This is a genomic window from Streptococcus sp. SN3, assembly GCF_030439905.1.
Map to the genome: position 1 here is coordinate 190,711 of NZ_JAQFJF010000001.1, position 21,310 is coordinate 212,020.

A 21,310-nucleotide genomic window follows, 5' to 3' on the forward strand; every position below is an offset into this window, starting at 1 on the left:
TGCGATAAACTAGATTAAACAAATTAGAATGCGAGTGTTGAACTTTGATTGAAAAAACATATGAAACACCAAGTGGAATAATTCATTATTGGACAAATGATGCTGTTGAATCAACCCAAAGCAATCTTATCTTTTTACCTGGGCTAATTGCTGATCATAGGTTATTTGAAAAACAAATAGAATATTTTAAAGATACATATAGAGTCTTGGTTTGGGACGCACCTGGACACGCTTCATCTTATCCATTTCGTCTTGATTTTACTTTATTTGATTTAGCAACTTGGCTGGATGAAATATTTGTCAAAGAGAGAATAGAAAATCCAATAGTAATTGGTCAGTCAATGGGAGGATATGTAGGACAGGTTTATGCTCAACTTTTTCCTGAGAAATTAAAAGGTCTTGTTATGATTGATTCACCATCCCTTCAAAGGAAGTATTATACAGCTATGGAATTGTGGCTCTTAAAAAATATGGAGGCAATTTATAGAATCTATCCATGGAACTCTCTTTTGAAATCAGGCCCTAAAAGCGTATCAACAACAGATTATGGAAGAAAACTGATGTATGATATGATGATGGTTTATGATGGCGATCAAGAAAGGTATGCTCGTCTTGCGGGATACGGATATAAGATATTTTCAGAAGCAGTAGAGAAGAAGTTTTCTTATGAAGTAAAATGTCCACAATTGGTTATATGTGGAAAAGAAGATCGTGCAGGGTCTTGTATACGATATTTGAGGGCCTATGAAAGAAATACTGGGAAGCCTGTTCAATGGATTGATAAGGCGGGGCATAATTCTAATACCGACCAACCCGATGTTGTAAATAGACTGATTGATGAATTTTTGGATAACAAAATTAAAGAAAAGCTTGGTTGAAAGACCGGCTTTTTGATATAATAGACTCTATGAACACAAAAGAAAAAATTTCAAATTATCAACTTTTATTGGTTCAGTTGGAAGCCTTGTTGGAGGGTGAGACCAATGCTTTGGCCAATCTGTCCAATGCTAGCGCCTTGCTCAATCAAGCCTTGCCTTAATAATCACCAAGCTTTGCTTGTGGAGGGTGAAGAAGTGAAAGTTTTGGAGGAGTAATAAAATATTTTTGCTACGATTTTTAACAAAAGGTCTATAAAAAGTAAGAAAAGCTTGGTTGAAGTAACCAGCTTTTTTGCTATACTAACAGTGTAATCATAAAAAGGAGATTAAAAAATGATTTCTAAAAATATTGCTATTTTAAGAAAAAGAGAGAATATTTCTCAGGAAAAACTGGCCGAGGAAATAGGTGTATCAAGACAGACTATAGCAAAATGGGAAGCAGGAGAAAGCGTTCCAGATGTGATTTATTCCTCTCAATTAGCTGATTATTTTGATGTGAGTTTGGATGAACTAGTACATTTAGAGAGCAATTTATTGACAACTCCTAGTTTCAAAGGGAAATATATTTTTGGAACAGTAACGGTGGGAGAGCGTGGTGAAATCCACTTACCCCCTCGGGCACGAAATATTTTTCAAATAAAAGCGGGAGATCAGCTTCTTTTGCTAGGAGATGAAAATCAAGGATTGGCGTTATTAGATCCGAATTTTTTTCTAGAAACTCCTAAGTATTTTTCAGAAAAGTAGGAGGCAATGAATGAAAAGGAAAATGATGTTAGTTATTTTGATATTGATAGCTGTTATATTGGTAAGTGCAGGGTGGTTTGCTTATCGTAATCTTCACTATGATAAGGCTAATCTTGAATATATCCGACAAGCTGGGATGATAGAAAAGCAAGTGACTTTACCAGATGGATCTCTTATAAATTATGGCGAAGGTCCCAAAAATGGTCCCCCTTTACTCCTGATCCATGGCCAGCAAGTATCTTGGGAGGACTACGCCAAGGTTTTTGGAGAATTGTCTAAGCGATATCATGTATATGCAGTAGATTGTTATGGACATGGTGGGTCTAGTAAAAATCCTGCTAAATATTCAGCACTGGAAAATAGTCAGGATTTCATTTGGTTTATTCATAATATTATAAAAGCTCCTGTGTTCATTTCAGGACATTCATCAGGAGGGCTTCTGGCAACAATGGTAGCTGCACTAGCTCCTGATACTGTTAGAGGACTATTGATAGAAGATGCACCGTTCTTTTCAACAGAGCCTAGTCGAGCACTTTCTACTTTTTCTTGGTTAGGATTTAAAGATATGTATGATTTCTTAAAAAGCGGTAAAAAAAATTATACTGCCTATTTTTTAGAACATACTTATTTAAAAAAACTTTTTGGTGAGGAAAATTTTAATAAAATTGTCAAAAAACCAGCTCTGAACTATATGAAAAATCATCCAGGAAAGATTCCTAGAATTTGGTACTATCCGCCAGAATTACAAGTGAATCTCATCTATGACTTAACAGCTAATTTACAGGATGGAACAGGAGATTACGATCTTCGTTTTGGCTCAACATTTTATGATTTTTCTTGGTTCAAGGGATTTGAACAGGAAGAAATCTTGAAAAAAGTTCAATGTCCATCTATATTGCTTCATGTGGCTCGGCCTTTGAATCAGAAAAATTACTATGATAAAAATGGGATTCTCTTGAGTGCTATGGATGACAAAGATGCTAAGCGAGTAGACAAACTTTTGTTGAACAATCATCTAATAGATAATATCAAGAGTGGGCATGATATTCATGCTGAAAAACCTGAGATTTTTATTCGGGCGATTGATGATTTACAAAAAAGGTGTAAATAGAATCTTAAAGGTGAGAGATGTTTTTGCTTTATCTATTGGGATTTTCACTTGACGAAAAGTTTAAAGTTTATTTTAGTTGTACTTCTTATTTTTATTTCAAAAACAGTCATCAGACTGTTTTTTTGATATAATAGACTCTATGAACACAAAAGAAAAAATTTCAAATTATCAACTTTTACTGGCACAGCTGGAAGCTTTGTTGGAGGGTGAGACCAATGCTTTGGCCAATCTTTCCAATGCTAGCGCCCTGCTCAATCAAGCTCTTCCTAATTCTGTTTTTGCAGGTTTCTATCTTTTTGATGGGAAAGAGCTGATTTTGGGGCCTTTTCAGGGAGGTGTTTCCTGTGTCTATATTACCTTAGGTAAGGGTGTATGTGGGGAATCTGCTGAGAAAAAAGAGACGATTATCGTAGATGATGTGACCCAGCATGCCAATTATATCTCTTGTGATAGCCGGGCTAAGAGCGAAATTGTGGTGCCCATGGTAAAAGATGGTCGCCTGCTTGGAGTGCTAGATTTGGACTCAGCCTTGACGGGTGATTATGATAAGGTAGATCAGGAATATCTGGAAAAGTTTGTCCAGATTTTGCTTGAAAAAACGATTTGGAATTTTGAAATGTTTGGAGAAAAAGCCTAATGTATCAAGCTTTATATCGGAAATATCGCAGTCAGACCTTTGGTCAGCTGGTGGGACAGCAAGTAGTGGCTACCACTCTGCGTCAGGCTGTGGAGCAAGGAAAAATCAGCCATGCCTATCTCTTTTCTGGTCCACGTGGAACAGGAAAAACCAGTGTTGCCAAGATTTTTGCCAAGGCTATGAATTGTCCGAATCAAAAGGACGGTGAGCCCTGCAATGACTGCTATATCTGCCAGGCTATTACTGAGGGGAGCCTTGAAGATGTCATAGAAATCGACGCAGCTTCTAATAATGGGGTAGATGAGATTCGTGATATTCGGGACAAGTCCACCTATGCGCCCAGTCTAGCTAAGCACAAGGTCTATATTATTGACGAGGTGCACATGCTCTCAACAGGAGCATTTAACGCCTTGCTCAAGACCTTGGAAGATCCAACGGAAAATGTGGTTTTTATCCTAGCGACGACAGAGCTACATAAGATTCCAGCGACCATTCTTTCCCGCGTCCAGCGTTTTGAGTTTAAGTCTATCAAGACGCAGGACATTATTGGTCATATTGAGTGGATTTTAGAGCAGGAAGGTATTGATTTTGAGCAAGAAGGTGTGCAGATTATTGCCCGTCGAGCTGAGGGCGGTATGCGGGATGCCCTATCTATACTTGACCAGGCTCTTAGCTTGACTCAGGAAAATCGTTTGACTACAGACATAGCTGAAGAAATCACTGGCTCTATCAGCTTGGGAGCCTTGGATGGCTATGTAGCAGCCTTGATTGCTCATGATGCAGTAGCAGCCTTGGATAATCTCAATTTGATTTTTGATAGCGGTAAAAACATGGCTCGTTTTGTGACAGACCTCCTGCAATACCTGCGTGACTTGATCATTGTCAAAACTGGCGGGGAAAATCATCATGCCAGCGAGCTCTTTCTGGAAAATCTCAAGACACCGCAGGACACTCTCTTTGCCATGATAGATATGGCGACCAAGAGTTTGGCAGACATCAAGAACAGCCTGCAGCCCAAGATTTATACAGAAATGATGACCATTCGACTGGCAGAGACCAGCAGTCTTCCTGCAGCGGCATCCATTCCGGATAATCTAGCAGATGAGCTCAAGGGTCTGAGACAAGAGATAGATAGTCTTAAACAGCAGCTGGCTAATGGCAATGGGAAACCTGTAGCGGCTGTCAAAACTTCGGATATTCGACCGCAGAAATCTAAGGGCTACCGAGCAGACCGCAATAAGGTCAATGCCATCCTAGAAGAGGCTGTTGAGAATCCTAGTCTGGCTCGCAGCAACCTGACCAAGCTGCAGAATGCCTGGGCTGAAATTATCGAAAGTCTGGCTGGAGCTGATAAGGCTTTGCTAGCAGGCTCGCAGCCGGTGGCGGCCAATGAAAGTCATGCTATCTTAGCTTTTGAGTCTAATTTCAACGCTGAGCAGACCATGAAGCGGGACAATCTCAATACCATGTTTGGCAATATCCTCAGCAATGCGGCAGGATTTTCACCAGAGATTTTGGCTATTTCCTTGGAAGAGTGGACCAAGATTCGGGCGGACTTTTCAGCTCGCAATCGTAATGATAAGGCTGTGGCTGAAGAAAAGGAAGAGGAAAACCTGATTCCAGAAGGATTTGACTTTTTAGCAGAAAAAATTACCATTCAAGAGGATTAAAAAAAGATTTTTCTAAGCTTTCGTGTTATAATAAATCTATGAACAGACGACAATTTATTGTGATGGCTGTTTTCACAGCCTTAGAAACCTATTTTTTCAATGAATCTATCATGGCGGGGCGCTATTTTATGGCTGCTTTCTGGGCAGTTTTGGTGCTGCGCAATCTGCAGATTTCCTATGTCATGGGGCGGATTGTGGATGAAATCGATAAACATTTAGGACCGAAATAATGAAAACAGGACTGAGTCTTATAACTCAGTCCTTTTGAAATGAAATTTTTGATTACCAACTAGTCAGCGAGACTTCACCGCTGTTGAGCCAGATTTCCTGACCATCAGTCAGCTGGACTAAGAGTTGCCCGCTGTCTGAGATGTCTTTTGCTAAACCTTGGTAGTCCACGCCTTTTTGGCTAAAGGTCACTTGTCGTCCCAGCACCAAGGAACGCTGCTTGTAGAGATAGATGAGCTCTTCTGGGTCACTTTCGTAGAAGCATTTCCAAATCTCGGCAATGAGCTCATTGCGACTAATGGCTGGTTTCTCTTCAAAGAGGGAACCTGCTTTTTCTTTGATGTCAGCTGGAAAGTCTTTAATGAAAAAATTAAAGCCAACACCAATGATAACATCAGTGACGAGCCCTGTCTCAATAGAAGTTGTAGCCTCGGTCAGGATGCCGGAAATTTTCTTGTTTCGATAGTAAATGTCATTGACCCACTTGATATCAACCTCTATAAGGGTTAGATTTTTTACTGCTTTATAGATAGCTCCTGCGGTCAAGATAGTATAGGAGGGGAGCTGGTCGAAGGGGAGGTTAGGCTTGAGGTGGAGAGACATGTAAAAGCCGCCCTGGCTGGGGCAGAAGAAGGCACGACCGAAACGGCCACGGCCAGCAGATTGGGCAGCGGCTAGATAGAGAGTGTCGGCAGGGCGTCCGGCTTCCATGCCAGCCTTGGCATCCATCTGAGTGGACTGGCAGTCAGGATTAAAGGAGACCTGAACAGGGGAATTTGCTTCAATCCAATCAGGAATCAGCAAGTCACCCGCTGTCAATCGATAGCCTCGGTTTTTGACTGACTCGATTTGGATGCCTTCTTTCTCCAGTTTTTGAATGGCTTTCCAAATGGAAGTTCGTGAAACGCCCAATTCTTGGGCTATTTTTTCGCCGTTGACATAGTCGTCAGCCTGACTGAGGATGTCAAAGATTTTTTCGTAGGTTTTCATAGGCGGTCTTTCTAGCTTAAAGGCTGCTTTCTCTTAGTGTCAGCTTGGTTGAGAGCTTAATCATGTAAGGGATGAGGTTTTCGTCGGTTTTAATCACCTGGTCTAGCATTTGCAGAGCTTGCTTGCCCATTTCCTCTGTAAAGACTGTCACAGTGCTGAGAGGCGGATAGACGTATTTGGCAATGGATGTATCATTAAAGGAAATAATCTGGACATCTTGGGGAACAGCTATTCCCGCTTCCTGAAGAGCACGGAGGGCACCGACAGACAGAGCATCGCTGGCTATGAAAAATGCTTTGGGCATCTGTTCTTTTTGTTCGTCAATCATGTCTTTCATCAGCTGGTAGCCCGACTCTGAGGAGAACTTGCCTGTCTTGACATAAGTCGGCTGATAAAGACCTTTGTCACTAAGGTAACGGCAGAAGCAGGCCAAGCGCGGATCGTCAAGACTTGTCGTTCCGTCTGCGGTCTCTTCACGTCCAGCAATCATACCGATTTCTCGAAAGCCCTGCTGAAGAAAATGGTCGAGAACATGAGTAACGGCATGCTCAAGGTCCGTTGTCACACAGCTGTGGCCTTGGTCGAGCGTATCGCTATCCACGAAAACCAGTGCAGGACTGTATTGCTCCAGCTCCTTGACTTGCTTGCTGCTGAATTTTCCGATGGCAATGATGCCGTCAATCTGTTCTAGCTGGCTTAGAGAGTCGTTGTTGAAAATCCGTACGATATCATAGCCCAGTTCCCGGGCTTTCTTTTCAATGCCTAGGCGTATGGAGTAGTAGTAAAGATCATCTAGTTCTTCCAGCTCGGTGTACCATTCCACGATAGCGATGCGATGGGTTTGAGATGCAGTCTTTTTCTGCCTGTTGCTTTTTTTGTAGTTGAGCTGTTCAGCGATATCGAAAATTTTTTTGCGCGTCTCATCGCTGACAGACATGGACTTGTCATAGTTCAAAACCCGAGAAACAGTTGCGGGAGAAACACCAGCAGTTTGGGCGATATCTTTGATAGTAGCCATTTGATTTGATCCTTTTTAATTTACTGTCTACATAAATTATAACTCAAAAATTAGTAAATAACAAAGATATGTTTAGTAAAACTTAACTTTGTTCTCGAAATGAACTGGGTGAAAAGCCAAAATATTTTTTAAAAGCCTTTGAAAAGTAAAGGGGATCTGAGAAACCGACAGAATAGGCGATAAATTGGATAGGTTCACGGGTGTTTTTGAGGAGTTGTTTAGCTCGATGCATTCGGACATATTCCAGATATTCTTTAGGTGAGCTTTGGTGCTCCTCCTTGAAAATGGTTGTTAGATAGCTACGATGAACGGACAACTTAATTGCCATATCTTGAATGCTGAGGTTAGGATTGGGATATTGAGTGTCGATTATCTGCTTGCAGGCTAGATAGAGTTGCTGGCTTGCAGATAGGGTATTTGCTTGGGGCTTACAGGCAACGCTACCCAAGTGAAAGATGAGTTCATAAAGTTGGCCCATAATGTGGAGTTGAGCTAGTTGGTTAGATTTGGTCTGCTCGGCGAAGTAAACTAAGTTCTCAACAATTTTCCCAATCCTATCTGTTTTTCGTTCCTGGTTAGCAAGTAGGTAGCAGTCTTCGGAAATCTGTGAGTGATTGAAGTAGTCATAAACCCTACCTCCAGTCATTCCCAGCCAGTAGTAGGACCAAGGTTCTTCTTTGTCTGCCTGATAAAAGGTAAGTTCATTTGGCTTGAGCAGAAAGAGATCTCCCGCTTTTAAATCGACAATTTTACCTTTGTAGTGAAATCTTCCTTTCCCCTTGGTAACGTAATGAAGCACATAGGTATCTCTAATTGCTGGCCCAAAAGAGTAGTTAGGAGTGCACTCTTCGTATCCGTAGAAGCTAAGTGCGAGATCAATTGTTCCGGTTTGGTATTCTGAAAAAACGAGCATAATTCACCTCCTACCTAACATTTTACCATATTTCCCTAACATAATTCTATTTTAGGAAGCGATTTCATAAGGTAAAATATTAGTAAATATGGAGGTTCAGAAATGGCTATCAAAATAGACAAACATCTATTCTACATCAATACAAAAAATTCCAGTCTTATCATTGAGGAAAGGGATGGCTACCTTTTGCTTAAACACTTAGGCAGAAAAATCGAATCCTATCATTTTTCCAATACAGTATTTGAGCGAGATCATGCATTTTCTGGTAATCCGAGGTCGAATGAGCGGAGTTTTAGCTTAGATACCCAGCGACAGGTTTTGGGTCAGCATGGTTTAGGAGACTTTCGGCAACCTTCTCTGCAAGTCCAACATGCTAATAATGAAGTAACAGATTTTCGGTTTGTTGAGAGTCAGCTGATTAAGGGAGGTTTGGAAGTTCCAGGACTTCCTAGCCCTCACAGTACAGAAGATGCAGAAACACTGGCCTTTATTTTAGAGGATTCAGTAGCTAACTTACGTCTCACTCTCTATTACACAGCTTTTGAGGATAGTAATACCATTGCAACCTTTACTAAGCTGGAAAATATCGGTAGAGAGACAGCAGTCATACATAAGAACTTGAGCTTAATGGCAGATTTGCCGGCAGGTACTTATGATGTGATTAGTTTACAAGGAGCTTATGCTAGGGAGAAAACAGTTCGTCGTCACAAGTTAGAACAGGGAATTTTCAAAATAGCTTCTAACCGAGGAGCTTCTGGTCACGCGCAGACTCCAAGCCTTATCCTTTGTGATAGTGAAACGACGGAAGAGGCTGGTCAAGTTTGGGCAATTCAGCTCCTTTATAGCGGAAACTTTGAAGCTTGGATTCAGCAAAATCAGTTGAATGAAGTTCGGCTAGGTATCGGTATCAATGAAGATAACTTTGCTTGGAAACTGGAAGCGGGGAAGACTTTCTATAGTCCTGTTGCGCTGTTGAATTATTCGGCTCAGGGTTTGACTGGTCTTAGTCATGAGAGCCAAGCTTTTGTTCAAGAGCATATCATTCCTAAAGCTTTTGCGAAGCGAGAGCGGCCAATTTTAATCAATAACTGGGAAGCAACTTACTTTGATTTCAAAAAAGAGAAGTTGCTAGAGTTAGCAGATGAGGCACAGAAAGTTGGTATTGAGCTCTTTGTTCTCGATGATGGCTGGTTTGGCAACCGTTTTGATGACAATAGGGCTCTGGGCGACTGGTTTGTCAATGAAGATAAGCTAGGTGGCAGTTTGACAGAGCTCATAGCAGAAGTTCATAGCAGAGGATTGAAATTTGGTTTATGGGTTGAGCCAGAAATGATTTCCGTAGACAGTCAGCTTTATCGGGCACATCCAGACTGGGCTATTCAAGTGCCTGATCGGGATCATACTTACTCTCGCAATCAACTCGTATTGGATTATGCTAATCCAGATGTGGTAGCCTATATCAAAGAAACACTGGATCAGCTGTTTAGTCAGCACGATATTGACTACATAAAATGGGATATGAATCGTAATATTACCAATCTTGGGAATGGCACTAGCTATCTGGCGACCAAAATGCAGTCGCATAAGTATATCTTGGGGCTTTATGAAATTGTAAAATATTTGACAGAGAAATATGAGAATATTTTATTTGAGTCCTGCTCAGGTGGTGGTGGACGAAATGATCTTGGTATGATGCGGTATTTCCCTCAAGTCTGGGCTAGTGACAATACCGATGCCATAGCTCGTTTGCCAATCCAATATGGATCTTCTTATCTTTATCCGACTATTTCAATGGGTGCCCATGTGTCGGCAGTGCCTAATCATCAGATGGGACGAATTACTCCGTTGGCAACTCGTGGTCATGTTGCTATGATGGGAAATCTGGGGTATGAGCTTGATTTGACTAGTTTATCAGATGAAGAGAAAGCGGCGATTGCAGACCAGGTGAAGTTGTATAAAGAATTACGGCCAGTGGTCCAGCTAGGACGTCAGTATAGGCTAATCAATCCAGATGTTGACTCCAATGAAGCAGCGGTTCAATTTAACTATGAAGATCAAACGATTGTAACCTACGTCCGAGTCTTATCAGTTGTGGAAACGATGGAAACAACCTTGAAACTAAAAGACTTAGAAGAAGAAGGGCTTTATGAGCTGCAGGGAAATGGCGCAGTTTACTCAGGTGCAGAACTCATGTATGCTGGTATCACTATGAATCTTCCGCAAGGAGATTATCTTAGCAGACAGTTGCATTTTATTAAAAAATAAGGAGGCTAGACCATGAAATGGTATAAAAAGATGAGCTTAGCTGCTATTACAGGACTGTCCCTTTTGGGGCTGTCAGCTTGCAGTAGCCAAGGGGAGTCGACAGATGGCAAGGTAACGATTGAGTATTTTAATCAGAAGGGTGAAATGGTTGATACCCTTCGTGAGATTGCCAAAGACTTCGAAAAAGAAAATCCGAATGTGCATGTGAAAGTGGTAAACGTCCCTAATGCTGGGGAAGTACTCAAAACGCGCGTTCTGGCTGGAGATATCCCAGATGTTGTCAATATCTTTCCCCAGTCTATTGAATTGCAAGAATGGGCTAAAGCTGGGTACTTTGAAGATTTATCTAATAAAGATTATCTCAAGCGAGTTAAGAATCATTACTCAGATAAATATGCTATTGACGGGAAAATTTACAATATTCCTTATACTGCTAATGCTTATGGTATCTATTACAACAAAGATAAATTTAAAGAACTGGGCTTGAAAGTTCCAGAGACTTGGGAGGAATTTGAAGAATTAGTTGATACGATTATAGCAAAAGGGGAAACGCCTTTTGCCATTGCAGGAGCAGATACTTGGACCTTGAATGGTTATCATCAGTTAGCTCTTGCCACTGCAACAGGTGGCGGTAAGGAAGCGAATGATTACCTACGTTTTTCCAAGCCAAATGCCATTAAGTCTTCAGATTCAGTGCTTAAAGATGATTTCAGGCTGTTAGATTTATTCCGCAAAAAAGGAGCCATGCAAACCAACTGGCAGGGAGCAGGTTATACTGATGTTGTCGGTGCCTTTGCTAGGGGCGATGCCCTGATGACTCCAAATGGTTCTTGGGCTATCACAGCAATCAATGCGCAAGATCCTAAGTTTAATGTTGGAACTTTCCCTTTCCCTGGAAAGCAAAAAGGACAAAGCTTGACCATTGGAGCAGGAGACCTAGCTTGGTCTATCTCTTCAAGTAGTAAGCACAAGAAAGAAGCCAATGCTTTTGTTGAATATATGTCGCGTCCAGAAGTTATGCAGAAATATTATGATGTGGACGGCTCACCAACAGCTATTGAAGGTGTCAAGGAAGCTGGGTCAGATGCACCGCTAGCCGGTCTTGCTGAACTAGCATTTACAGACCGACACCTCGTTTGGCTAGCTCAAGACTGGACCAGTGAAAGTGATTTTTATACCTTGACTGGAAATTATATTACAACTGGAGACAAAGAGGATATGGCGAAAGCACTAAATGCCTTCTTCAATCCGATGAAAGCAGACGTAGAGTAGGAGTAGATCTACTATGAAAAAATTGATTGAGAAATATTGGGGCTGGCTCTTTGTCCTTGTTCCCCTTGTACTACAGGCTGTATTCTTCTATGTGCCCATGTTTCAAGGTGCCTTCTACAGCCTGACAAACTGGACTGGTTTGACCTATAATTATAAGTTTGTCGGACTCAATAACTTTATGCTCCTCATGAGCGATCCTAAGTTTATGAACGCAATAGGCTTTACATTTATCATTACTATCTGTATGGTGGTTGGTGAGATTATGCTGGGAATTTGGATAGCACGAGCTCTCAACTCGAAGATAAAGGGGAAAACTTTCTTCCGAGCTTGGTTTTTCTTCCCCGCTGTCCTATCTGGATTGACTGTGGCTCTTATCTTTAAGCAACTTTTTAACTACGGGTTGCCAGCTATAGGGAATACCTTAGGAATTGAATTTCTTAAAACCAGCCTTCTAGGAACGAATGGCGGTGCAATCTTTGCAGCAATCTTCGTCTTGCTTTGGCAAGGGGTAGCCATGCCTATTATCATCTTCTTAGCTGGTCTTCAGTCTATCCCGACTGAGATTACAGAAGCAGCTCGAATTGATGGAGCTAGCAGCAAACAAATTTTTTGGAAGGTGGAACTTCCTTATCTCCTACCAAGTGTTTCCATGGTCTTTATCTTGGCTCTAAAAGGTGGTTTGACAGCGTTTGACCAGGTCTTTGCCATGACAGGCGGAGGTCCGAATAATGCGACCACCTCTCTAGGACTTCTGGTATACAACTATGCTTTTAAGAGCAATCAATTTGGTTATGCCAATGCCATTGCTGTTATCTTGTTTCTCTTGATTGCGGTTATTTCTATTATCCAGTTGAGAGTATCTAAGAAATTTGAAATCTAAGAGGAGAAGCCCGATGAAAAATGCAGAAAGAAAAGCTAATTTTAGTAAATATATCTTGCTAACACTGGGGTCTATTATCATTTTAATTCCACTCTTAGCAACAATATTTAGTTCCTTTAAGTCTACAAAAGACATCGTTAATAATTTTTTCGGATTTCCGACTCAACCGACCTTAGAAAATTTCCAACGCCTTTTGGCTGATGGTATCGGAGGCTACTATTGGAATTCAATTGTAATCACGGTTCTATCTTTGGCTGTTGTCATGATTTTTATTCCCATGGCTGCTTACTCTATCGCTCGTAATATGTCTAAGAGAAAAGCTTTTGGTATTATGTATACGCTTTTGATTTTAGGGATTTTTGTTCCTTTTCAAGTTATCATGATTCCTATTACAGTTATGATGAGTAAGCTAGGACTAGCCAACACTTGGGGATTAATTATTCTCTATCTGGCTTACGCTGTTCCACAGACTCTCTTTCTCTATGTAGGCTACATTAAGATTTCCATTCCAGACAGTCTGGATGAGGCAGCAGAAATTGACGGTGCTGGAAAGTTTACAACTTATTTCAAGATTATCTTTCCTATGATGAAACCCATGCATGCGACAACCATGATTATCAATGCCCTCTGGTTCTGGAATGACTTCATGCTTCCTCTCTTGGTACTCAATAAAGACTCCAAAATGTGGACTCTGCCACTCTTCCAATATAACTACACAGGTCAATACTTTAATGATTATGGACCGAGCTTTGCTTCTTATGTTGTTGGGATTATCACCATTACTATCGTCTATCTCATCTTCCAGCGCAACATTATTGCTGGAATGAGCAACGGGGCAGTGAAGTAAGCTCAAGATACAAAGACTGTAAAAAGCTCACAGTGCATACAAAGGCAACCACATCCGTAAACTATTGAATTTGTAACGCCTGTGGAAAAATAGGGAATTGGAAAAAGAAGCTTCAGCTTTTTCATACAGAGCTTAGGGCGTTTTCCATTCAGCGCACGGGAAAGAGTATATAAGACAAGATTTTAGAGGAGAAGACTATGGCTATTCAAAATAAGACCATGCTGATTACTTACTCAGACAGCCTGGGGGAGAATTTAAAAGATTTATATGACAATTTAGAAAAGCATTTTGGGGATGCGGTTGGAGGAGTGCATTTGCTTCCTTTCTTCCCATCAACTGGTGACCGGGGATTCGCCCCAGTAGACTATGAAGAGGTTGATTCAGCCTTTGGTGACTGGGAGGATGTAGAAAAGCTGGGCGAGAAATATTATCTCATGTTTGACTTTATGATCAACCACATCTCACGCCAGTCCAAGTATTATAAGGATTTTCAGGAAAAGAGGGATCAGAGTGAGTATCGTGACCTCTTTCTCAGCTGGGATAAGTTTTGGCCAGAAAATCGTCCGACGCAAGCTGATGTTGATTTGATTTATAAGCGTAAGGATCGGGCACCTAAGCAGGAAATCGTCTTTGCAGATGGAAGCACTGAGTATCTGTGGAACACCTTTGGTGAAGAGCAGATTGATCTAGATGTTCGCAGTCAGGTAACTAATGATTTCATCAAGAAAACATTGCGTCAACTGTCAGAGCATGGCTGTGATCTGATTCGTTTAGATGCATTTGCCTATGCGGTCAAAAAGTTAGATACCAATGATTTCTTTGTTGAGCCAGAAATCTGGGATCTCTTAGAAAAAGTCCAGCAGCAAGCGACTGAGTTTGGGACGGATATTTTACCAGAAATTCATGAGCATTATTCTATCCAGTTCAAGATTGCAGAGCATGGCTACTTTGTCTATGATTTTGCGCTACCGATGGTAACTCTTTATTCTCTATACAGTGGTAAAGCTGAGCGTCTAGTCAAGTGGCTTGAAATGAGTCCTATGAAGCAATTCACAACACTGGACACCCACGATGGTATTGGGGTTGTTGATGTTAAGGATATTCTGACTGATAAAGAAATTGACTTTGCAACCAATGAACTATATAAGGTAGGAGCTAATGTCAAGCGTAAGTATTCCTCAGCTGAGTACAATAATCTGGACATTTACCAGATTAACTCGACTTACTACTCAGCCTTGGGCGATGACGACAAGAAGTACTTCATTAGCCGTCTGATTCAGGCTTTTGCTCCAGGGATTCCACAGGTCTATTATGTTGGTTTCTTAGCTGGGAAAAATGACCTTGAACTGCTAGAAAACACTAAGGAAGGCCGCAATATCAACCGTCATTATTACAGTAATGAGGAGATTGCTGAAGAAGTCAAGCGTCCAGTTGTGCAAGCCTTGCTCAAGCTTTTCCGTTACCGCAACCAGTCTGCTGCCTTTGACCTAGATGGCACTATTGAAGTGAATCTATTGGATGAAAATAGCCTCCGTATTGTCCGTAGCAATGCAGAAAAGTCGGTCACTGCTCAAGTAGTTATCAACCTCAAAGAATTGACATATAGCGCTAGTGAAAATGGCCAAGCTATCACTTTTGAATAGAGATAAGAAAAGAGAAGAAGAATGGTAGAATTAAATCTGAAAAACATCTATAAAAAATATCCCAACAGCGACCACTACTCAGTGGAAGACTTCAATCTTGATATCAAGGACAAAGAGTTTATCGTCTTTGTCGGTCCGTCCGGCTGCGGAAAATCAACTATGCTGCGTATGATTGCGGGTCTTGAAGACATCACAGAAGGAACTGCCTCTATTGACGGTACAGTGGTCAATGATGTAGCGCCCAAAGACCGTGATATCGCCATGGTCTTCCAGAACTATGCCCTTTATCCTCACATGACTGTCTACGACAACATGGCTTTTGGTCTCAAGCTGCGCAAGTATAGCAAGGAAGATATTGAAAAACGGGTCAATGAAGCGGCAGAAATCCTAGGCTTGAAGGAATTCTTGCAGCGTAAGCCAGCTGATTTGTCTGGTGGTCAGCGTCAGCGGGTAGCTATGGGACGCGCTATCGTTCGGGATGCAAAGGTTTTCCTTATGGATGAGCCTCTGTCTAACTTGGATGCTAAGCTGCGTGTTTCTATGCGGGCGGAGATTGCCAAGATTCACCGCCGTATCGGGGCAACAACTATTTATGTTACCCACGACCAGACTGAAGCTATGACCTTGGCGGATCGTATCGTTATCATGTCAGCGACCAAGAATCCTGCCGGAACTGGAACGATTGGACGAGTGGAGCAGATTGGTACACCGCAGGAAGTCTATAAACATCCGGCAAATAAGTTTGTGGCCGGCTTCATTGGTAGCCCAGCTATGAACTTCTTTGAAGTGACACTGGAAGATGGCCGTCTTGTCAGACCGAACAGAGACTTCAGTCTCCAAGTCCCAGAGGGCAATCTTAAGAGGTTGCGGGAGAAGGGCTATGAAGGAAATAAGTTGATTTTTGGTATTCGTCCGGAAGATATCAATATGGAACCAGCCTTTCTGGAAACCTTCCCTGAGTCGGTTCTAACTGCGAAGATTTCTGTTTCTGAGTTGCTTGGAGCGGAGTCTCACCTATACTGTGCGGTTGGTGGCAGTGAGTTTGTTGCCAAAGTTGATGCACGTGATCATATGAATACGGGAAGCAGTATTAAACTTGGCTTCGACCTAAACAAGGCGCATTACTTTGATGCTGAGACGGAAGACAATATTTTCTAATCTATTGCTCCTTATAAAATAATCCAGACAGATTACTGTTTGGATTATTACAAAAAATCTATCTATAAAATTAGTAAAATTTTACTAAATTTATTGAATTTTTACTCGGAAACAGTTATAATAAAACCAAGAAAGCGATTACAATATCGATTATTCATTTTAAAGGAGTTTAGCTTATGTCAAACCTACTTTCAGCGGAGCAAGTTCGCGCAGATTTTGCCAAGATTTTTGGAGTAGAAGCGGACCACACATTCTTTTCACCCGGTCGGATTAATCTGATTGGTGAGCATACGGACTATAACGGCGGCCATGTTTTTCCTGCTGCGATTTCTCTAGGAACTTATGGAGCGGCTCGCAAGCGGGACGATCAGCTCTTGAGATTCTTCTCAGGAAATTTTGTAGAAAAAGGGATTATTGAAGTGTCGCTGGAAAACCTGCACTTTGAGCCTGAGCATAACTGGACCAACTATCCGAAAGGAGTTCTGCATTTTCTGCAGGAGGCAGGCCATACAATTGACCGAGGCATGGATGTCTATGTTTATGGAAATATTCCAAATGGTTCTGGCTTATCATCTTCTGCATCGCTAGAGCTTTTGACGGGTGTCATTGCTGAGAAACTCTTTGATTTGCAGTTGGAACGTTTGGACCTAGTGAAAATCGGTAAATTAACTGAAAATGAGTTTATCGGGGTTAATTCTGGCATTATGGACCAGTTTGCTATCGGAATGGGTGCTGACCAGCGGGCTATTTACTTAGACACCAATACTCTCGAATATGATTTGGTGCCGCTTGATCTCAAGGATAATGTCGTAGTGATTATGAATACCAACAAGCGTCGTGAGTTAGCTGACTCTAAATACAATGAGCGTCGGGCGGAGTGCGAAAAAGCTGTTGAAGAGCTCAATCGCAAGCTGTCTATCGCTACCTTGGGTGAGTTGGACGAGTGGGCCTTTGATGAGTATAGCTATCTGATAGAGGACGAAAATCGTCTCAAACGGGCTCGCCATGCTGTTTTAGAAAATCAACGCACTTTGAAAGCGCGGGCAGCTTTGCAGGCAGGTGCTCTTGATAAGTTTGGCCGTCTCATGAATGCGTCCCACGTTTCATTGGAGCATGATTATGAAGTGACTGGTCTAGAGCTGGACACCTTGGTTCATACGGCCTGGGAGCAAGAAGGTGTTCTGGGGGCACGTATGACTGGAGCAGGCTTCGGTGGTTGCGCCATTGCTTTAGTTGCTAAGGATGCGGTGGAATCTTTCAAAGAAAATGTCGGCCGCAAGTATCAAGAAGTCGTTGGCTATGCCCCTAGTTTTTATATAGCAGAAGTAGCTGGTGGAAGCCGAGTGCTGGACTAAATCAGAGAAAAGGAACTTGGGTCTGGGACAAAAGTCCTAGCCTCTCAATTGTCTTTGGATTGTCGAGCAAGACGCAGTGGTTGAGTGGGCTCTATTACGCTGATTTCATCAGCTTTTACAGCCCTAATCAACTGTGCGGAGGTGGGACGACGAAATCGAATTCTAACGAATTACCGATTTCTGTCCCACACTCTTTACTAGCAAGAGAAAGGAAAATCTATGTCCAAGAAGTTACTGGATGCTTTTGTATCAGCAGTGATTAACAATAGCACTTTTGAGGAAATGGACACCATCTATCTGAGCAATCGTGTCATGGCTTTAGTCGGAGAGGCAGTGGCAGAGCAGGATACGGAGGCTGATCAGCTAATTGACCTGAAGGATGACTTGGTAGCTGTGGCTGTAAAGAATGGGAAGATTGGCGATACTCTGGCTGAGCAGGATATACTGGGAGCTGAGCTCATGGACTTGATTACACCAGCTCCTAGCCAGCTCAATCGGGACTTCTGGACGACTTATACCTCAAGTCCTCAGCAAGCTGTGGCTGATTTTTACCAGCTTAGTCAAAAGAATGACTACATCAAGGTCAAAGCTATTGCTAAAAACATTGCTTTCAAAGCACCGACCGCTTATGGAGATTTGGAAATCACCATCAATCTCTCTAAGCCAGAAAAGGATCCCAAGGAAATTGCGGCAGCTAAAAAGGCAAAGACCAGCCATTATCCAGCCTGCCAGCTTTGCATGGAAAATGAAGGTTACCAAGGGCGCTTGGACCACCCAGCTCGCGCCAATCATCGGATTATTCGCTTTGACTTGGCTGGACAGGAGTGGGGCTTCCAGTATTCGCCCTATGCCTACTTTAATGAGCATTGCATCTTTCTGCACAGCCAGCACCTTCCTATGTCCATCAGCCGGCTGACCTTTGAGCGCCTGCTGAACATCGTTGAGACCTTTCCAGGCTATTTCGCAGGTTCTAACGCCGACCTGCCTATTGTCGGCGGCTCTATCCTGACCCACGACCACTATCAGGGCGGACGTCATACCTTCCCTATGGAAATAGCAGAGCTGGATTGCAGCTTTACTTTTAGCGGATTTGAAGAGGTGGAGGCAGGCATTGTCAAGTGGCCCATGTCCGTCATTCGTCTAAGGTCTGAGAAGAAGGAACAGTTGATTGAGTTGGCTGACAAGATCTTGCAAGTTTGGCGGACCTATTCTGACCCAAGTGTGCAGGTGTTGGCAGATTCTGAGGGTGAGCCTCACCATACCATCACACCGATTGCGCGCAGAAAAGATGGACGTTTTGAGCTAGACTTGGTCTTGCGGGACAATCAAACTTCCCCAGAACATCCAGACGGCATTTATCACCCTCATAAGGATGTGCAGCATATTAAGAAAGAAAATATCGGCCTGATTGAGGTGATGGGGCTGGCTATTCTGCCACCTCGTCTCAAGGAAGAACTCAAACAGGTAGAACTTTTCCTACTAGGAGAAAACTGTCAGGTTGCTGCCTATCATCAGGAGTGGGCCAATCAACTCAAAGACCAGAATCCAGATGTTACCGCTGAGACGGTGGAAGTAGTAGTTCAGGCATCGGTTGGGCAAATTTTCAGCCGTGTATTGGAGGATGCTGGAGTTTATAAGCGAACAGAGGAAGGGCAGGAGGCTTTCATGCGCTTCGTCCAATCCGTCGGCATCCAGCCTTAGGAAATGTGTTATAATGAATCTAGCGTAACAGGGAAAGGAAGTTTTATGGCAATTTTAGTATTAGGTGGTGCTGGCTATATCGGCTCGCACATGGTAGACCGTCTGGTAGCGGCAGGCAAGGAAGAGGTAGTCGTCGTTGATAATTTGGTGACTGGTCATCGGGCGGCCGTCCATCCACAAGCAGTCTTTTACGAGGGGGATTTGGCGGATAAGGACTTTATGCGTGGCGTTTTTGCCAAACATCCATCCATCGATGCAGTCATTCACTTTGCTGCCTTTTCGTTGGTCGCAGAGTCCATGGCGGACCCGCTCAAGTATTTTGATAATAACACAGCCGGCATGGTTTCTCTTTTGGAGGTCATGCAGGAATGCGGCGTTAAAAACATTGTCTTTTCTTCAACTGCTGCAACTTATGGCATTCCTGAGGAAGTTCCGATTCTAGAAACGACTCCGCAAAAGCCGATTAATCCTTATGGTGAGAGCAAACTCATGATGGAGACCATTATGCGCTGGGCAGACCAGGCCTATGGCATCAAGTTTGTAGCCCTGCGTTATTTCAATGTAGCCGGTGCAAAGCCCGACGGCTCAATCGGCGAGGACCACGGACCTGAAACCCATCTCCTACCCATTGTGCTTCAGGTGGCTCAGGGCAAACGTGAGAAGATTGCCGTTTTTGGTGATGATTACGATACTCCGGACGGGACTAATGTCCGCGATTATGTCCATCCTTTCGACTTGGCTGACGCCCATATTCTGGCTGTCGAGCATCTGCGTGCTGGACATCCTTCAGATGCCTTTAACCTTGGCTCTTCGACTGGTTTTTCCAACCTTCAGATTGTAGAAGCGGCCCGCAAGGTGACCGGACATCCTATTCCTTTGGAAATAGCAGAGCGACGCCCAGGGGACCCGGATACGCTGATTGCTTCTTCTGAGAAAGCAAGAAAAATTCTGGGCTGGCAGCCGAAATTCGACAATATTGAAACCATTATCGAAACCGCTTGGAAATGGCATTCCAGTCATCCAAACGGCTATGATGACAGAGGATAAACTGACAAACCAGCTAGAAAAGCTGGTTTTTTACTTTGAATCATAAAGAGCACTTCTTTACAATTTTTTAAAAGCCTTTTATAATAAAAGGAAGATTGATTGATATATTATCTACAATTTTATTTAGTTGCTACTAACTCTTAGTATGTCTTGAAAAATCAGGCAGTTATAGATGCAAGGAGAGATAAGAATGTTAGAATAGCGAATTTTTTTTTGTACTACAATCAGATGTGACAGTTGTTGACAGTTTGTTGTGTAAGGGCTTTAGAGACTTATGATATAATGAAGTCATAAAAGTTTGAGAAGTCTCTTAATCTTTTCAAGCAGATTTTCATAAAGAGAATAGGAAATAACTATGCGCTCGATTCTTGCTTTATATATCACCCTGATGCCAGTCATTTTGGCTGGGGTTCTGAATATGATCTTTTGCAAGTCTCCACTGCTAGAGGGGGCATACCAACCGATGGATGCTGGGCTGATTTTAAAGGATGGGAAGAGGCTTTTTGGAGCTAACAAGACCTGGAAAGGTTTCTTTGGCATGATTGTCTGGGGAGCTTTGGCGCAGATCCTTTGGGGATTGTTCTTGAAGAATATTCCTAGCCTAGAGAAGTTGCACATGGTCTATGCTTTCTACGAAAATACCGTGCTGTTTAATCTGGTCCTTGGGGCTCTTTTGGGGCTGGCTTATGTTTTGTTTGAGCTGCCCAATAGCTTTATCAAGCGCCGTTTGGAAATCAGAGAGGGCAAGACAGCGGAAAATGGCTGGAAATGGACTTTTATCTGGATAGACCAGATTGATTCTTTGATTGGCTGTATTATTTTCTTGCTTTTCTATATCCCTCTGTCTTGGCAGCAGATGCTGGGCATTCTCATCCTAGGGGCGGGCACGCATCTAGGAGTCAATCGTCTGCTCTACTGGGCTAAGCTTAGAAAAAATCGTATGTGAGATGGGA

The 21,310-nt window shown here is 42.5% G+C and carries 19 protein-coding genes and 1 pseudogene; 17 read left to right on the forward strand and 3 right to left on the reverse strand.

Annotated elements, in window-relative coordinates; all coding sequences use genetic code 11:
* The first annotated feature begins 44 nt into the window (after positions 1 to 44).
* From PCY71_RS00785 to PCY71_RS00815, 7 genes and pseudogenes are all read left to right on the forward strand, one after another.
* A complete protein-coding gene (locus PCY71_RS00785; RefSeq protein ID WP_002906734.1) occupies positions 45 to 878 on the forward strand; it encodes an alpha/beta hydrolase in 834 nt (277 codons plus the stop codon).
* A 29-nt stretch (positions 879 to 907) separates the two neighbouring features.
* A pseudogene (locus PCY71_RS00790) lies at positions 908 to 1,036 on the forward strand (GAF domain-containing protein); the annotation flags it as partial.
* 175 nt (positions 1,037 to 1,211) lie between these two features.
* A complete protein-coding gene (locus PCY71_RS00795; RefSeq protein ID WP_301412375.1) occupies positions 1,212 to 1,622 on the forward strand; it encodes a helix-turn-helix domain-containing protein in 411 nt (136 codons plus the stop codon).
* A gap of 10 nt (positions 1,623 to 1,632) precedes the next feature.
* Positions 1,633 to 2,733, forward strand: coding sequence for an alpha/beta hydrolase (locus PCY71_RS00800; protein ID WP_072073844.1), 1,101 nt, complete (start codon positions 1,633 to 1,635; stop codon positions 2,731 to 2,733).
* A 139-nt stretch (positions 2,734 to 2,872) separates the two neighbouring features.
* Positions 2,873 to 3,370, forward strand: coding sequence for a GAF domain-containing protein (locus tag PCY71_RS00805; RefSeq protein WP_301412376.1), 498 nt, complete (start codon positions 2,873 to 2,875; stop codon positions 3,368 to 3,370).
* Complete coding sequence (gene dnaX / locus PCY71_RS00810) at positions 3,370 to 5,040, forward strand: DNA polymerase III subunit gamma/tau (protein ID WP_301412377.1); 1,671 nt, start codon at positions 3,370 to 3,372, stop codon at positions 5,038 to 5,040. Before PCY71_RS00805 ends, dnaX begins: the two co-directional genes overlap by 1 nt.
* Positions 5,041 to 5,078: 38 nt before the next feature.
* Positions 5,079 to 5,270 carry a DUF3272 domain-containing protein gene (locus tag PCY71_RS00815; RefSeq protein WP_002895701.1) on the forward strand — a complete coding sequence of 64 codons (192 nt, stop codon included), beginning with the start codon at positions 5,079 to 5,081 and terminating at the stop codon, positions 5,268 to 5,270.
* Positions 5,271 to 5,322: 52 nt separating this feature from the next.
* On the opposite strand, the gene birA is transcribed toward PCY71_RS00815, so the two are convergent.
* From birA to PCY71_RS00830, 3 genes are all read right to left on the reverse strand, one after another.
* A complete protein-coding gene (birA, locus tag PCY71_RS00820; RefSeq protein WP_301412378.1) occupies positions 5,323 to 6,258 on the reverse strand; it encodes a bifunctional biotin--[acetyl-CoA-carboxylase] ligase/biotin operon repressor BirA in 936 nt (311 codons plus the stop codon).
* A gap of 16 nt (positions 6,259 to 6,274) precedes the next feature.
* Positions 6,275 to 7,276, reverse strand: a complete 1,002-nt coding sequence (locus tag PCY71_RS00825) for a LacI family DNA-binding transcriptional regulator (protein ID WP_301412379.1) — start codon at positions 7,274 to 7,276, stop codon at positions 6,275 to 6,277.
* 82 nt (positions 7,277 to 7,358) lie between these two features.
* Positions 7,359 to 8,189 carry an AraC family ligand binding domain-containing protein gene (locus PCY71_RS00830; RefSeq protein WP_301412380.1) on the reverse strand — a complete coding sequence of 277 codons (831 nt, stop codon included), beginning with the start codon at positions 8,187 to 8,189 and terminating at the stop codon, positions 7,359 to 7,361.
* Between the two features lie 102 nt (positions 8,190 to 8,291).
* Between PCY71_RS00830 and PCY71_RS00835 the strand changes: the two genes are divergently transcribed.
* The 10 genes from PCY71_RS00835 to PCY71_RS00880 all read left to right on the forward strand — a co-directional run bounded on the left by PCY71_RS00835 (position 8,292) and on the right by PCY71_RS00880 (position 21,303).
* Positions 8,292 to 10,454 (forward strand): alpha-galactosidase, encoded by a 2,163-nt coding sequence (locus tag PCY71_RS00835; protein WP_301412381.1) that lies wholly within the window; start codon positions 8,292 to 8,294, stop codon positions 10,452 to 10,454.
* A gap of 12 nt (positions 10,455 to 10,466) precedes the next feature.
* On the forward strand, positions 10,467 to 11,726 hold the full coding sequence (locus PCY71_RS00840; protein WP_301412382.1) for an extracellular solute-binding protein: 1,260 nt from the start codon (positions 10,467 to 10,469) through the stop codon (positions 11,724 to 11,726).
* A 13-nt stretch (positions 11,727 to 11,739) separates the two neighbouring features.
* Positions 11,740 to 12,606, forward strand: coding sequence for a carbohydrate ABC transporter permease (locus PCY71_RS00845; RefSeq protein WP_002924989.1), 867 nt, complete (start codon positions 11,740 to 11,742; stop codon positions 12,604 to 12,606).
* 13 nt (positions 12,607 to 12,619) lie between these two features.
* Positions 12,620 to 13,453 (forward strand): carbohydrate ABC transporter permease, encoded by an 834-nt coding sequence (locus PCY71_RS00850; protein ID WP_002912289.1) that lies wholly within the window; start codon positions 12,620 to 12,622, stop codon positions 13,451 to 13,453.
* A 197-nt stretch (positions 13,454 to 13,650) separates the two neighbouring features.
* Positions 13,651 to 15,096: a sucrose phosphorylase gene (gene gtfA / locus PCY71_RS00855; RefSeq protein ID WP_301412383.1), complete on the forward strand. Its 1,446-nt coding sequence runs from the start codon at positions 13,651 to 13,653 to the stop codon at positions 15,094 to 15,096.
* Between the two features lie 21 nt (positions 15,097 to 15,117).
* Positions 15,118 to 16,254, forward strand: coding sequence for an ABC transporter ATP-binding protein (locus PCY71_RS00860; RefSeq protein ID WP_301412384.1), 1,137 nt, complete (start codon positions 15,118 to 15,120; stop codon positions 16,252 to 16,254).
* A gap of 176 nt (positions 16,255 to 16,430) precedes the next feature.
* Positions 16,431 to 17,609, forward strand: coding sequence for a galactokinase (locus PCY71_RS00865; protein WP_301412385.1), 1,179 nt, complete (start codon positions 16,431 to 16,433; stop codon positions 17,607 to 17,609).
* 219 nt (positions 17,610 to 17,828) lie between these two features.
* The gene (galT, locus tag PCY71_RS00870) at positions 17,829 to 19,310 is read left to right on the forward strand and encodes a UDP-glucose--hexose-1-phosphate uridylyltransferase (RefSeq protein ID WP_002909908.1); all 1,482 of its coding nucleotides are present in this window, start codon (positions 17,829 to 17,831) and stop codon (positions 19,308 to 19,310) included.
* 45 nt (positions 19,311 to 19,355) lie between these two features.
* Positions 19,356 to 20,357 (forward strand): UDP-glucose 4-epimerase GalE, encoded by a 1,002-nt coding sequence (galE, locus tag PCY71_RS00875; RefSeq protein ID WP_032912469.1) that lies wholly within the window; start codon positions 19,356 to 19,358, stop codon positions 20,355 to 20,357.
* A gap of 355 nt (positions 20,358 to 20,712) precedes the next feature.
* Positions 20,713 to 21,303: a CDP-archaeol synthase gene (locus PCY71_RS00880; RefSeq protein ID WP_048773226.1), complete on the forward strand. Its 591-nt coding sequence runs from the start codon at positions 20,713 to 20,715 to the stop codon at positions 21,301 to 21,303.
* The last annotated feature ends 7 nt before the right edge of the window (positions 21,304 to 21,310 follow it).

Bases quoted from the DNA above. Each gene is read 5' to 3' on its own strand.
- PCY71_RS00805 (WP_301412376.1), top strand. From the start codon at position 2,873: ATGAACACAAAAGAAAAAATTTCAAATTATCAACTTTTACTGGCACAG.
- PCY71_RS00830 (WP_301412380.1), bottom strand. From the start codon at position 8,189: ATGCTCGTTTTTTCAGAATACCAAACCGGAACAATTGATCTCGCACTT.
- PCY71_RS00850 (WP_002912289.1), top strand. From the start codon at position 12,620: ATGAAAAATGCAGAAAGAAAAGCTAATTTTAGTAAATATATCTTGCTA.
- PCY71_RS00865 (WP_301412385.1), top strand. From the start codon at position 16,431: ATGTCAAACCTACTTTCAGCGGAGCAAGTTCGCGCAGATTTTGCCAAG.
- galT (WP_002909908.1), top strand. From the start codon at position 17,829: ATGTCCAAGAAGTTACTGGATGCTTTTGTATCAGCAGTGATTAACAAT.
- PCY71_RS00860 (WP_301412384.1), top strand. From the start codon at position 15,118: ATGGTAGAATTAAATCTGAAAAACATCTATAAAAAATATCCCAACAGC.
- PCY71_RS00835 (WP_301412381.1), top strand. From the start codon at position 8,292: ATGGCTATCAAAATAGACAAACATCTATTCTACATCAATACAAAAAAT.
- PCY71_RS00815 (WP_002895701.1), top strand. From the start codon at position 5,079: ATGAACAGACGACAATTTATTGTGATGGCTGTTTTCACAGCCTTAGAA.
- PCY71_RS00825 (WP_301412379.1), bottom strand. From the start codon at position 7,276: ATGGCTACTATCAAAGATATCGCCCAAACTGCTGGTGTTTCTCCCGCA.
- PCY71_RS00795 (WP_301412375.1), top strand. From the start codon at position 1,212: ATGATTTCTAAAAATATTGCTATTTTAAGAAAAAGAGAGAATATTTCT.
- gtfA (WP_301412383.1), top strand. From the start codon at position 13,651: ATGGCTATTCAAAATAAGACCATGCTGATTACTTACTCAGACAGCCTG.
- PCY71_RS00800 (WP_072073844.1), top strand. From the start codon at position 1,633: ATGAAAAGGAAAATGATGTTAGTTATTTTGATATTGATAGCTGTTATA.
- galE (WP_032912469.1), top strand. From the start codon at position 19,356: ATGGCAATTTTAGTATTAGGTGGTGCTGGCTATATCGGCTCGCACATG.
- birA (WP_301412378.1), bottom strand. From the start codon at position 6,258: ATGAAAACCTACGAAAAAATCTTTGACATCCTCAGTCAGGCTGACGAC.
- dnaX (WP_301412377.1), top strand. From the start codon at position 3,370: ATGTATCAAGCTTTATATCGGAAATATCGCAGTCAGACCTTTGGTCAG.
- PCY71_RS00845 (WP_002924989.1), top strand. From the start codon at position 11,740: ATGAAAAAATTGATTGAGAAATATTGGGGCTGGCTCTTTGTCCTTGTT.
- PCY71_RS00880 (WP_048773226.1), top strand. From the start codon at position 20,713: ATGCGCTCGATTCTTGCTTTATATATCACCCTGATGCCAGTCATTTTG.
- PCY71_RS00840 (WP_301412382.1), top strand. From the start codon at position 10,467: ATGAAATGGTATAAAAAGATGAGCTTAGCTGCTATTACAGGACTGTCC.